Consider the following 12716-nt stretch of genomic DNA (forward strand, 5'->3'; position numbering starts at 1 on the left):
CGGTTTACATTGATTCAGGGGCTGATACGCCAATTAAGCTTAATGCATCAGCTAAAACAATCTGTACAGCTTGCAACAAAGCAATTCGTTGAGCGCTGAGTTCTGGATTTTGGGGATCATTTACTTTGCATGCGCCATAGAAGCTATGGAACTTCGCAGCGAGGTTTTGAATATAATGAGAAATTCGATGAACTTGACGTGTTCTTGCTGTCTGTTCAATTACAGATGGATATTCTTGTAATGTTTTGAGCAGATCAATTTCTTTTTCGTGAGTTAAGTCTTTGAAATCTGTTGGTGTGCTATATCCTTCTGTCTGTTTTAAGATCGAACAAATACGCGCATGGGCATATTGAGCATAATAAACTGGGTTTTCATTTGTTTTGGATACAGCTAAGTCTAAATCGAAATCAAGATGTGTATCTAATGCACGTGCAGAGAAGAAATATCTTGCTGCATCAACACCAACTAAATCCATCAAGTCATTAATTGTTGTCGCGTTACCTAAACGTTTCGACATTTTAACTTCTTCACCATTGCTAACTAAACGAACCATCTGAATGATATCGACATTTAATTTGTCTGGATCATGGTGTAAAGCAGACATTGATGCTTTTAAACGTGGAATATATCCATGGTGGTCAGCACCGAAGAAGTTCACTAACATATCAAATCCACGGCGATATTTATCGTCATGATAAGCGATATCTGGAACTAAGTAGGTCAAAGAACCATCTTGTTTACGTAATACGCGGTCTTTATCATCATTGAAGTCTGTTGTTCTAAACCATAATGCGCCATCTTTTTCGTAAGTATAGCCATTATCACCAAGTTGTTTTAAGGCTTCATCTACTTTTTTCGCATCTCTTAATGCTTGTTCAGAAGTCCAAACATCGAAGTGAACACGGAAACGGTCTAAGTCTTCTTTGATTTTGTCTAATTCAAAGGCAATTCCTTCTTTTCTGAAGAAATCTAAGTTTTCTTTTGTTGGTTCTAATAATTGATTTGGATATTCTTTTGCGAGCTGTTCTGCTTTTTCTTTTACGTCAGCACCTAAATATCCATCTTCACCAATTTCAGCTTCCTGGCCGTGTGCTTGCGCATAACGTGCCCATAAAGAAAGAGCAAGGTTGCCAATTTGGTTACCTGCATCGTTAACATAGTATTCACGAGTTACATCATAACCCGCTTTTTTCATGATTCTCGCACAAGAATCACCCCATGCTGCCCCACGTGCGTGTCCTAAGTGTAAAGATCCAGTTGGGTTTGCGGATACGTATTCAAGATTCACTTTGATGTGATTATCAGCAAGTTGGCCATAGTTTTCTTTAAGTTCAAGAATTGTTGGAATAACTCTTGCATATTCATCTTTTTTCATCACGAAATTCAAGAAACCAGGACCGGCGATTTCAACGTGTTCGATGGAATCACTTTGCAGGTTGTTCATGATGTTTTGGGCAATTTCAACTGGTTTTGTGCGTAAAGTTTTTGTTAACTTCATCGCCATATTCGTTGAATAATCCCCTTGTTCTTTACGTTTTGGAATTTCGATAATAATTTCGTTTGGTTCTAAGTCTAAGTCGTAAGCTTGTTTTACTGCTAATGCAAGAGCTTGACGGAGAGTTTGATCCATTGCTCCCATGGTGTTCATCCTTTCTCTATTGGTTATTTATGATTTCATACTCAAATCATATGAGCATGTATTTGCATTTGTGAATCTGTGGTTTTTTAAACCTTAACTATTTATGCATGTTCAACGTCATTTGAAAATAAAAATACTCAGTTTCGTCTAATAAATAAGAAAGATGAATCACTTTTATCCATTCTTCGCTCATTTTTGAGACATTTTCTAAGGATCGTTGTTCATTTCCTTTCGTTTGAATCTCGCATTTGATCTGTGAAATTGGCATTTCCATATTGCCAAAAGGCGTTTGAATATTCGCTTTTCCTTCGCCTACGTAAGGCAAAAATAAGCGCGTTTTTACTTCTGATTCATTGTGAATCAATATCCCTTTTTTGAGTACTTTCCACGTGGATTGTTCTTGGGCCGTGCCAAAGGAAACACAAAATGAACCAGAGTCTAATAATTCATACTCTGCTAAACCTTGATACAGAGCTTCGTGTGATTTTAAATCTTCTAAATGAACATGTACTAACATAGCGATTGAAAGTGTATCACATCATTAGATCTTTTCAATCTATCTAGCGATTTCTATGCCGTTTTTTCGTATTTTAAAAATCTCTCTTTTGGAAAATACACCCGCCATTGTTGCGGATTTTTCATATTTAACAACGCTTGGGTCACATCTGAGCATTGAGAAAGAGGAATACAAGTATCGCCATCCAAAATGCGAATTTGATTGTGTAAAGATTCAAAGTAAGGACAATATTCGCCTGCTTCCATTCTCATCACTTGGCAAAGCGCTTGTTGGAATGGATGAGATAATTTCAAATGCGCAATCCATTGCTCTCCTTCTTCTTTATTTTGACAAGATTTCCAATCTGGGAGTCTTCTCGACAAAATAGCTCGGGAAAGATGAGATAAGACTTCATCCTCTAAGTCTTGGGCTTTTTCAATTTGCATCAAAAGCGAAAAATCATCTAAGCGCTCAAACGCTTGTAAATTCAATACATCTTGATGCAAATCCACTATTTTGCATTGGTGAAGATCACTAGGATGTTTATCGCAATAGTCTTGGAATGCATGAAGGAACGTTAAAATCATACTTTCATATCCGGCAGCATCGGGATGTAAGTACACTTGCCAATACATTTGATAACGGGCCATGATGTAATCTTCAACGGCATGTGTTCCTGAACGTTTGACACAAAGATGACCCTCTTTGACGCGAAGCACGCGCAAAATTCTCTCTAAATCAAAATTGCCGTAAGTTGTGCCGGTCATATACGCATCGCGCAATAAGTAATCCATGCGATCACAATCGAGTTGTGAACTAATCATTTCTTCTAACAAAGGACAATTTGATTGGTGATTTAAAATATCCACCACGCTTTGCGCAAGACTTGGATCTTCCTTGTTTAAAATTTGATGCACTTCACTATGGGGATCGAGGATAATCGCTTTGGTTAAGGTTTCATGATGAATGTGACTAAAGCGCTCAAAACAATGGGAAAAAGGACCATGTCCTAAATCGTGTAACAATGCTGCACAAAGTCCTGCCGTTTTTTGTTGATGATTTAAAAATTGGGAAATTTCATCCACTTCACTCATCATTCGTCTAGCCAGTTCATAAACGCCTAAACTATGGGCAAATCGCGTATGCTCGGCACAATGGTAAACCATACTGACGCCCCCTAATTGATGAATGCGGCGTAAACGTTGAAACTCTTTACTGTCGATTAAATCCCAGATCACTTGTTGGTCGATATGAATATAGCCATGAATGGGATCTCGTAATACTTTAGTCTCCGCTAGTTTCATCAGCGATTTCCTTTTTCGTTTGCCGAATCACTTCAAACATCAAGGCAGCTTTTTCCTTATTTGCTTGTTTTGGCGTATCTTTGACGACGATTTCTAAGATTCGATTTCCAAATTCAAGGACAATCACATCATCGATATCCACTTCACTCGATGGTTTAGCAACGCGACCATTCAGAGTAATTCTTTTTTCCAATGCTAATTGTTTTGCTGCCTCACGGCGTTTTAAAATGCGGGCAGTTTTTAAGTATTTATCTAGACGCATCGCTTAATCCTTTCTAAATAATGGGTCATTTAAAACTTCAATCACTTTATTGAATAGTTCCCAATAATGTTTCTTTTTCTCAAAATTGATAACAATCGCCCCATTTTTGAGGGTCATATTGACTTGGCGGCTGACAGCTGACATCGCTTCAAACAGTTTTAAACCATCCGCTTTGCGCGACCAATCCACAGTCATGCGAATTTCAATGCGATTGTCTTTTTCTTCTACTGATTCAACACTGTCTTGACTCGCAAATAAATCAATTCTTCTGCTGTTGAATAATTGTTGAACTTCTTTAGGAATTCGTCCAAAGATATCCGCGGTTCTCTTTTCATATTGGCGCAATTGTTCTTCGCTATGAATATCACGAATGGCTTGATATAAAGCCAGTTTATCCCCATCGCTCGATGTAAATGGTACTGGGACATAACCTTCCATTTGAATATTGGTCTGTTTAATTTCCGGAACTTCTTTTTCTTTTGCCTCTTCGCGAATATTGACTTCCATATTGGCCATTTGGGCTAGTTTTTTCTTTCGTGCGACGGCTTGAGAAAGTAAATCTAAGTACATGTCTAATCCGACAGAATCGATAAATCCAGCTTGTTTTGGACCTAACATATCCCCAGCACCACGAATGGTTAAATCGCGCATCGCAATTTTATAGCCCGATCCAAGCTGGGTGAATTCTTTAATCGATTTTAAACGCTTGCTCGCTTGTTCATTCAATTGTTTTTGTGGCGTAACCATCAAGTAACAATAAGCCAGTTTTTCTCGTCGACCAACACGACCCCGAATTTGGTAGAGCTGCGATAAGCCAAAGCGATCGGCATTTTCGATAATAATCGTATTCGCATTGGCAATATCTAATCCCGTTTCAATGATCGTCGTACAAACGAGAATTTGGAATTTTCCTTGCGCAAAATCAATGAGGATATTTTCGATTTCTTCCCGCGACATTTTGCCATGGGCGACGCCGATTTGCGCATCAGGGAAATCTTTAGCCAGGTCATTTGCCACTCTAAAAATATCTTGAACCCGGTTATGCAAGTAGAACACTTGGCCATCACGTGCTAATTCACGAGAAATAATTTCTTTAATGACTGGGCCTTTTTGTTCCATGATGTAGGTTTGCACCGGATGACGATGGGCAGGCGCCGTTTTTAATTGGGAAATCGAGCGGACCCCGATTAAAGACATTTGCAATGTTCTTGGAATTGGCGTTGCCGAAAGAGAAAGAACATCAATCGTGTTTTTCATCTCTTTAATTTTTTCTTTGTGACTGACTCCAAAGCGTTGTTCTTCGTCGATAATCAATAAACCTAAATCTTTATATTGTATCGATTTTGAGAACAGACGATGCGTTCCGACCACAATATCGATTTGGCCTTCTTTTAATCGCTTAATGATCTCGCGCATTTCTTTATCACTGACAAAACGATTGACTAAGGCAATTTGCGCCCCCGTTTGTTCAAAACGGCGCTGTAACGTTCTAAAGTGTTGCAAAGATAAAATAGTCGTTGGGCAAAGGAAAGCCACTTGTTTTCCGGCACAAATTGCTTTAAATGCGCAACGCATCGCTACTTCGGTTTTACCATACCCAACATCCCCGATTAACAAGTGATCCATCGGTTTTGCTAATTCCATTTCTGCTTTAATTTCCGCCGTTGCTGAAATTTGGTCTGGCGTCGATTCGAATTCAAACGCTTCGTCAAATTCCCGCTCTAAAACATCATCTTTAGGAAAGGCAAAGCCGATATCTTCAGTACGTGTCGCATACAGTTCCACAAGTCTTCCGGCAATTTCTTCGACTTTCGTGTTGACTTTCTTTTTCGTCTTTTCCCATTCGCCACTTCCTAGTTTGGACAGTTTCGTCCCCGCCCCTTCTTTGGATACGTATTTGCGAATGAGCTGGAATTGGGATAAAGGCACAAATAAATCATCTCCACCCCGATAGGCAACGTGAAGATAGTCTTTTTTCACACCTTTGATTTCTTTTGTTTCAACGCCTAAATACTGACCAATTCCATATTGGGCATGAACGATATAATCCCCAACTTCTAATTCGAGAATGTCATTTAACGCCGTGGATTGGGAGAACGTCTTTTGATATGGCACTTTTCGGTTTTGATGTCTAAAGATTTCTTGTCTTGTATACACCGTCATGCCATCGACGCTAAATCCCTGATAGAAAATCGGATCAGTTGTATTTAAATGCAAAATATCGCAATTGTCTTTTAAAATTGCTAAATCTTCTTTTTCTAAGGCAAAATATACGTTTTCTTTTTTCGCTTCTTCAACAACCCATTCTCGATAATTAATCCCTGGTGCATCCACCATACGAATGCCACTTTCAATTGGATGATCAAAAGGTAAAAATACCGAGATTTTAAATGGATTCCGTTTTTTATCGATCGTATAAAGATCATGAAACATCGTATAACGCGCTAAAGCTTGGAAGTCTTGAACTTCTTCTTGCATATACGTCGCATTATCTAAAACAACTTTTTTGGCATTTTCTTCCACATCTTCTGCGGGGGAATAAATAACCTTTGCCCCTTCGACATAATCATGAATATTCGATGTTTCAACAAATGTGTAATAACGATACAGTTTTGATTGCGTATCAAATGCTTCAATGGCTCTTAAATCTGATTCAATCGCATCTTGTAAAAATTCCGCTCCATCCGGATTTGTCTTTTTGAGTTGTTTTTCTAATTGTTCTGGCACAATTGTTTGAAGTTGTTCGATTTGTTGATCACTAAATAAAACTTCCGTGGCCGGAATTAAAACGACTTCATCAATTGAACGAATCGTACGTTGGGTGTCGGGATTAAAAAAACGGATCGATTCGATTTCTGTATCAAAAAATTCGATACGAATTGGATCGGGATAGTTAATGGAGAATACATCCAAAATGCCCCCACGTGATGCATAGGAGCAAGGCATTTCCGCATAATTCACTTTGGCATAGCCAATGCGGTTCAGTTTTTCTGACAATTCTTTACGCGAAACATCCCTGCCGACTTTCAGTTGAATGCAACTTTGATCGAAGAAATCCACATCCGGTAAAAAGCGCATATAGGCGGCAACATTCGTCACAATGATCTTCGAAAAGTCTTGGCGCATTTGATATAAAGCAGAAAGCTGATTGATTTTTTCTTCTGGACTCGCTGCAATTGCCGAAATACGCAAAGATTCATCCATCGTAAAACACAGCACTTCTTGTTGCAGTAAAGCTAGGCGGGTGTAGAGCTGTTGCGCTTCGTATTTATTTTTCTTGACGACAATTCGTGTTTGATGGTCTTGTTGGAATGCCGCTGCAAGTAATAACGCTTCTTCCATCATCGACAAATTTCCTAATTGTCCATCCTCTTTGAGCAATTCTAAAGTCGCCGGATTATGCTCTAAAGATTTCAATATGAGATTCTCTGACATATATGAACCTCCTTTCTTTATCCTTTAAGATTCAAGCTTGAATCTATTCATTTGTGTTTTTATTCCCTTCAACACGGTAAATTTCATCTTTGCCGTTGTTAGGGTAAAGATCTTTTGTATTTTCTTTTTCTTCTTTTTTCACTTTTGGTTTTTTCGGTTTAACGTTATAACGGTTCATCGCTTTAGGAAAACCTTGTTTAATTGCTAAAATTGCAGCATTAGCAGCTTGTTCAACCGAATGATTTAAATCCTCTAATTCATCGGGACGGAAACGCGTTAAAACGTAATCGATAATATTAATTTGTGGATTTCTGCCAATTCCTACGCGAATCCGATCGAATTCTTCGCCCATCGCACAAGCAATTACGCTTTTTACCCCATTATGACCACCAGCAGATCCTTTTGTTTTTAAACGAATCGATCCTACTGGTGTATCTAAATCGTCATAGATGACTAAAATGTCTTCACGGCTGATCTTAAAAAAGTCCATGCATGCACGAACGGAAAAACCAGAATTATTCATATATGTTTCTGGTTTTAATAAAATGACATCTTCATTGCCAATTTTTGTTTTGACATAAGATCCTTCAAATTTCTTTTTATTGATGGATACATTTAATTTTTCACTAATGGCATCCATAACCATAAATCCCGCATTATGGCGAGTTCCTTCATATTTCACACCTGGGTTTCCCAGTCCTACAATCAGTTTCATAATTGTCCTTCCTTATTTTTTTGTTTTCGACAAACCGCAAAAGACTTCAATTATCTTGAAGTCTAGTAAACGATTTTATTTTTAGATAGTGGATTTGTTGAAACAACAAATCGAATTGTTTTTGCTCATACAACTCTCATAAGAATACAAGATTTTTTTCTTTTCTAAAGCCTAAATCTTATCCCTATGATATGAAATTTCAAAAATCCTAAAAAAAAGGGCGATTAGCCCTTTTTTTATTCTTGAGTTGTTGGTGTATACAGGATATGGAGCTGTCTTGCAGCACCTTCTCCTTCAGAACGAGTAGAAATGCCTTTCATTTCGCTTAAAGCAGCGTGAATCGCTTTTCTTTCGTCAGCTGGCATTGGTTCAAGAACAGCATCAACTTTGGTGCGTCGAACGTCTTTAGCCACACGTACAGCCATGCGTACGATTTTTTCATAACGATCTTCTTTATATCCGTTCACATCGATCAATAAGCGAACATGTTTTTTGAATACACTACTTGCTGCAGTGCGCACTAAACGGTTGAAGTCTTGAAGTGTACGTCCTTGACGACCGATCAAAACTGCATTGGCATTTGTATCGACTTTAACACGATAGAAATACTCGTTATTATCTAGTTCCATTGCAACTTCAACTTTGCCATCCATTTGGGCATTGTCAAAATAAGTCTGCACGTAGTCGTGGATAAATGCTTTTACATCAACTGGAGCCCAGGCTTCAATCGTCACAGTACGGCCGATGCCTAAAAAGCCAGCTTTTTCTTCGACAATGTTATAGGTGAGCTGTTCAACGTCAACACCTTTTGCAGATGTTGCAGATGCGATAGCTTCTTCTAGAGTTTTTCCAGAAAAACGATCAAATTCCATAAGATCTCCTGTTATGAATTTTACTGCTTTAAAATTCATTTCAACCGTTTCTATACGGTTTATTACTTTTTACGATGTTTTAAAATACCTTCAGAACGTTTCTGTTTTTCTTCTTCTTCACGTTTTGCTTTCTGTTTTTCAGATAAGAAGTGAGATAAGACGCTTGTGAAGGCACGAATAATAGATGAAACTAACCAATAGAAAGACATCGCCATTGGCCAAGATAAGTACATGATTGCGATTAATCCAGTCGTCATGTACATTGTCATGTTCATGGTGCTTGTCATTGAGTTAGTTGTTTCTTGTTTTTTATAAGCTTGTTTATTTTTACGAGCTGAGTATTTGTTTAACCACTTTGGAATCTGTAATTGAATTAAGGACATCAAAATCATTAAGACATATACAGCGATTGGCGCAATTTGCATTGCTTTGAATCCATCCAATGGTGTACGCGCTAAAGACATACCCATGAATGTTCCATATACAGTTGTTGCAGCACGCATTGTTGCATAGAACATACCCATCATGATTGGTAACTGAATAAACATCACTAAGATGCTACCAAATGGGTGAATGTCGTTATCTGTATAAAGTTTTTGTGTTTCCTGAGCCATGAGCATTTTAGAACGCTCATCGTTTTTCCCTTTATATTTTTCCTGAATGCGAGTCATCTCAGGTTGAAGTTCCTGCATTCTTTGTTGGGAAATCTGGGATTTAAATGTTAATAAGAAAATCAACAGCTGAATCAGTAAAGTCGCAAGAATAATTCCCCATCCAGCATCTGTGAAGGATGCAAAGAAGTTAATTAATTGCGCAATTGGCCAAATGATTAATCCATCGAACCAACCTTTTTGCCAACTTTCACCCCAACTTGTTGGTTGGATAGTGATTGTCTCTTCTTTTGAATTTTCTAATTCTTCTTTGAGCTGCTGATCTGAAATTTCAGAAATGTTGACTTGATCTTTGTTAAGAGTTACCTCTTCTAAAGCGATAACCTGATCGACTTTTGTCTTACCATCTTGTCCACGTGGATTCGAACAAGCAGCAAGACCTACTGCAACAAGCAGACACAGAAGAAGGACGCGAAATTTTTCAAACAGATTATTTTTCATGTGCTCTTCCTCCATTTTTTTGCACAGCCCGGTCGTGCAACCGGGATAACAATTCACTCCGTTGTTCGTAATCCATCTTTTTAAATGCCGGACGGACAATCACAATAGAGTCAAAAGTCTCATCAAAAGTATACACGGAATCAATTAGAGCACGAACTTGTCTTTTCGTTCTGTTGCGAATGACCGCATTTCCTATTTTTTTTCCTACACTAATTCCGACCCGTGCTTTGTCTTCAGCTCGTTTTGCGGTATAGAGAACAAACGCTGCATTGGCTTGCGAGTGTTTCTTGGAAATGATGGAGGAAAACTCCGTGTTTTTAAGAATTCTCTGATTCTTTTTCATAAGGCAAGACAGAGAAAAAAATCACCTTTGCAGGTGATTTCTAAGCGGATAAAACCTTTCTGCCTCTAGCTCTTCTTCTTGCAAGTACTTTACGTCCGCCTTTAGTTGCCATACGAGCGCGGAAACCATGAGTTCTTTGGTGTTTAACTTTACTTGGTTGATATGTACGTTTCATTGTTTCTCAATCCTTTCTCTATATAAGTATATAAAATACTTCTTTTCTTCCTAGTTGCGAAAGTCACTATACCATTTCAAAAACAAGACTGTCAACGATTAAAACGGTTGGAATTGCGATCAAAAAGTGTAAAAAAACGCTTATTTATCCATTATTTAGAAATAAATGGTGGAAACTGACAATTGTAGCTCATGAATGTGATTCAATTTAGCTCATTCTTGCTTATAAAATGCTCTTTTTTCAAGTCTATATATTCCATTTTCTTCTCTTATTATTCCATTGTATTTCCATCAAATCTACATAAAAAAGCAGATCAAAGCGCATTTTCAAATATCACGAGCATTCGCAAATTCTCGCTTTGATCATCCCTGATCTTTTAGATGGAGACTGATTCACTCTTTTTGTATTTTTCTTTCCTTATATTGTTGTAGATTTTCTTTTCGCTTTTCTCCCTTTCGTTTTTTACATCTTGTTTAATGCGTTCCTTTTCTCTTTTTATATTCAAATGCTATTCATTTTGAGTTTTCCCCATTGTTTACACAGACCCTTGCATTTATCCCCAAATAATCCCCAATGAATGGAGAATTCAAAAAACGAACAATTTTAAACAAGAATTTTCCCCAGCTAAATTGGGGAAAACTCAGTGATTTATTCACATTATCCACATACTTTCCCCATTAATTGCAATGTTTTTGTTTCGTTTTTTCTCCCCAATGGGGAAAAGTGGAAAACTCTTAAAAAATGTGTATCTATCGCTAATTCTAATAAATATTAATGGGGAAAACGCGATTTATAGTATGGGGACTTCACAAAAATTGCAGAGTTTTCCCCATTGGGGTAAAGTTTGTATTTTCACTTTTCCCCATTGGTTTTCCTCCATATTCCACACTATTTTTCAAAACAAAAATCTTGTATATTGGAAACTACACGAAAGGATTGCGATTTATGGACTCATCTTTGAAATCAAATTGGATACAAACATTAGATCTCATTAACAAAAGCGGACATTTTGATAGTGGGACAATGACATGGATAAAAAAGACATCTCTTTTCAAAATTGAAAACCAGGTTGCTTATATCTCTTGTCAAAACATTGTTGCCATTAATCTAATTCGTGAAAATCTACAATTATTTGAAGCCACACTTTCCGAAATGGTCGGATCGAATGTGAGTATTGAATTAATTACCGAAAAAGAAATGGCTCAAATGATGCCTGATGAATCGCTGAAACAAAAAGCGATTCAATTAATTTCCCGTGGCTTTGATCCGGGATTAACTTTTGACTCTTTTGTTCGCGGACCAAGTAACCAAGAAGCTTTAGCAGCTTGTCAAATGGCTTGTCTTCCGAAAAACAAAGGCATGTTTAATCCGCTCATGTTATACGGAAATTCTGGCTTAGGTAAAACACATATCCTCAATGCCTTAGGGAATGCATTAGCCCAAACACAACCCAACGCAAAAGTGATTTACATTTATGCTGGGGATTTAGTGAGCTTATTGCTCGATGCTATGCGCACGAAATCTAAAGAAGGAAATGCGGTAGAAAAGATTAAAGAAACCCTTTTGGATTGCGACTATTTTTTAGTCGATGACATTCAAAACTTACGTTCAGATAGCTGCCAAGAAGTCTTCTTCACGCTCTATAACGAACTGATTCGTCAAAAAAAGCAGATTATCTTAACTTCCGATACCCATCCTTCGGAGATTTCAAGCTTAACGAAGCGATTAATCAGCCGTTTTTCTTCAGGATTAATCGTCAATATCTCTAAACCAGGCGCAGAACATGCGAAACGAATTTTAATGAAGAAAATCGAAGGACATGAAGATGTTATCGACATTGATGATGATGTATTAGATTTTCTCGCTCGTGGCTATAGCGATGATGTTCGTGCCTTAGAAGGAGCATTAAATCGTCTGATTTTCAATGCAACATTATTTAATCCACCTACAATCTCCATGTCCTTTGCCCTTGGTGTTTTAAAAGATGAACCGATTATTAGTGAACCGGAACAACTCAACGCAAAATCGATTAAAAAAGCAGTAATTCGCTATTATGGTTTATCCTATGCCGATTTAGAAGGTAAAAGTAGACAGAAGAAAATCTCACAAGCACGGCAAATCTGTATTTATCTGATGCGAGATATGTTACAACTTCCTTATGCAGAGATCGGATCTCAATTGGGAAATCGTGATCATACCACCATTTCTTCAAGTTTTTCCCGCGCCAAGAAGATGATTCAAAAAGAATCGACTTGGAAAGACGCTGTTGACGAGATAAAACGGAAGATCACATAAATACCACATTAAATCCACACTCATTTTTAGGGTGTTTTTGCTTTAGGTATCGCTTGTTTTCAAGCTAT

General features: G+C 37.7%; 11 protein-coding genes. 1 reads left to right on the plus strand and 10 read right to left on the minus strand.

The window, feature by feature from the left end; all coding sequences use genetic code 11:
- Positions 1-4: 4 nt before the first annotated feature.
- The 10 genes from argS to rpmH form a co-directional block, all read right to left on the minus strand.
- Positions 5-1639 carry an arginine--tRNA ligase gene (argS, locus tag ALLST_RS0109165; protein WP_019893894.1) on the minus strand — a complete coding sequence of 545 codons (1635 nt, stop codon included), beginning with the start codon at positions 1637-1639 and terminating at the stop codon, positions 5-7.
- Positions 1640-1736: 97 nt separating this feature from the next.
- On the minus strand, positions 1737-2156 hold the full coding sequence (locus ALLST_RS0109170; protein WP_019893895.1) for a hypothetical protein: 420 nt from the start codon (positions 2154-2156) through the stop codon (positions 1737-1739).
- Positions 2157-2209: 53 nt separating this feature from the next.
- The gene (locus ALLST_RS0109175; RefSeq protein WP_019893896.1) at positions 2210-3439 is read right to left on the minus strand and encodes an HD domain-containing protein; all 1230 of its coding nucleotides are present in this window, start codon (positions 3437-3439) and stop codon (positions 2210-2212) included.
- Complete coding sequence (locus ALLST_RS0109180; protein WP_019893897.1) at positions 3420-3701, minus strand: RNA-binding S4 domain-containing protein; 282 nt, start codon at positions 3699-3701, stop codon at positions 3420-3422. The genes ALLST_RS0109175 and ALLST_RS0109180 overlap by 20 nt, the downstream gene beginning before the upstream one ends.
- A 3-nt stretch (positions 3702-3704) precedes the next feature.
- Entirely contained in the window at positions 3705-7136 is a 3432-nt protein-coding gene (gene mfd / locus ALLST_RS0109185) for a transcription-repair coupling factor (protein WP_019893898.1), read from the minus strand.
- A 43-nt stretch (positions 7137-7179) separates the two neighbouring features.
- Positions 7180-7851 (minus strand): aminoacyl-tRNA hydrolase, encoded by a 672-nt coding sequence (gene pth / locus ALLST_RS0109190; protein WP_019893899.1) that lies wholly within the window; start codon positions 7849-7851, stop codon positions 7180-7182.
- Between the two features lie 236 nt (positions 7852-8087).
- Positions 8088-8723 carry a Jag family protein gene (locus ALLST_RS0109195; RefSeq protein WP_019893900.1) on the minus strand — a complete coding sequence of 212 codons (636 nt, stop codon included), beginning with the start codon at positions 8721-8723 and terminating at the stop codon, positions 8088-8090.
- A gap of 62 nt (positions 8724-8785) precedes the next feature.
- Positions 8786-9835, minus strand: a complete 1050-nt coding sequence (locus ALLST_RS0109200) for a YidC/Oxa1 family membrane protein insertase (RefSeq protein ID WP_019893902.1) — start codon at positions 9833-9835, stop codon at positions 8786-8788.
- A complete protein-coding gene (rnpA, locus tag ALLST_RS0109205) occupies positions 9825-10178 on the minus strand; it encodes a ribonuclease P protein component (protein ID WP_019893903.1) in 354 nt (117 codons plus the stop codon). Before rnpA ends, ALLST_RS0109200 begins: the two co-directional genes overlap by 11 nt.
- 40 nt (positions 10179-10218) lie before the next feature.
- Positions 10219-10353: a 50S ribosomal protein L34 gene (gene rpmH, locus ALLST_RS0109210; protein WP_019893904.1), complete on the minus strand. Its 135-nt coding sequence runs from the start codon at positions 10351-10353 to the stop codon at positions 10219-10221.
- A 945-nt stretch (positions 10354-11298) separates the two neighbouring features.
- Between rpmH and dnaA the strand changes: the two genes are divergently transcribed.
- On the plus strand, positions 11299-12648 hold the full coding sequence (gene dnaA, locus ALLST_RS0109215) for a chromosomal replication initiator protein DnaA (RefSeq protein ID WP_019893905.1): 1350 nt from the start codon (positions 11299-11301) through the stop codon (positions 12646-12648).
- Positions 12649-12716: the final 68 nt, after the last annotated feature.

The organism is Allobaculum stercoricanis DSM 13633 (genome assembly GCF_000384195.1).
Classification (GTDB): Bacteria; Bacillota_I; Bacilli_A; order Erysipelotrichales; family Erysipelotrichaceae; genus Allobaculum; species Allobaculum stercoricanis.

Excerpts from the sequence above, each read along its gene's own strand:
- argS (WP_019893894.1), bottom strand. The coding sequence starts at position 1,639 with ATGGGAGCAATGGATCAAACTCTCCGTCAAGCTCTTGCATTAGCAGTA.
- ALLST_RS0109170 (WP_019893895.1), bottom strand. The coding sequence starts at position 2,156 with ATGTTAGTACATGTTCATTTAGAAGATTTAAAATCACACGAAGCTCTG.
- ALLST_RS0109175 (WP_019893896.1), bottom strand. The coding sequence starts at position 3,439 with ATGAAACTAGCGGAGACTAAAGTATTACGAGATCCCATTCATGGCTAT.
- ALLST_RS0109180 (WP_019893897.1), bottom strand. The coding sequence starts at position 3,701 with ATGCGTCTAGATAAATACTTAAAAACTGCCCGCATTTTAAAACGCCGT.
- mfd (WP_019893898.1), bottom strand. The coding sequence starts at position 7,136 with ATGTCAGAGAATCTCATATTGAAATCTTTAGAGCATAATCCGGCGACT.
- pth (WP_019893899.1), bottom strand. The coding sequence starts at position 7,851 with ATGAAACTGATTGTAGGACTGGGAAACCCAGGTGTGAAATATGAAGGA.
- ALLST_RS0109195 (WP_019893900.1), bottom strand. The coding sequence starts at position 8,723 with ATGGAATTTGATCGTTTTTCTGGAAAAACTCTAGAAGAAGCTATCGCA.
- ALLST_RS0109200 (WP_019893902.1), bottom strand. The coding sequence starts at position 9,835 with ATGAAAAATAATCTGTTTGAAAAATTTCGCGTCCTTCTTCTGTGTCTG.
- rnpA (WP_019893903.1), bottom strand. The coding sequence starts at position 10,178 with ATGAAAAAGAATCAGAGAATTCTTAAAAACACGGAGTTTTCCTCCATC.
- rpmH (WP_019893904.1), bottom strand. The coding sequence starts at position 10,353 with ATGAAACGTACATATCAACCAAGTAAAGTTAAACACCAAAGAACTCAT.
- dnaA (WP_019893905.1), top strand. The coding sequence starts at position 11,299 with ATGGACTCATCTTTGAAATCAAATTGGATACAAACATTAGATCTCATT.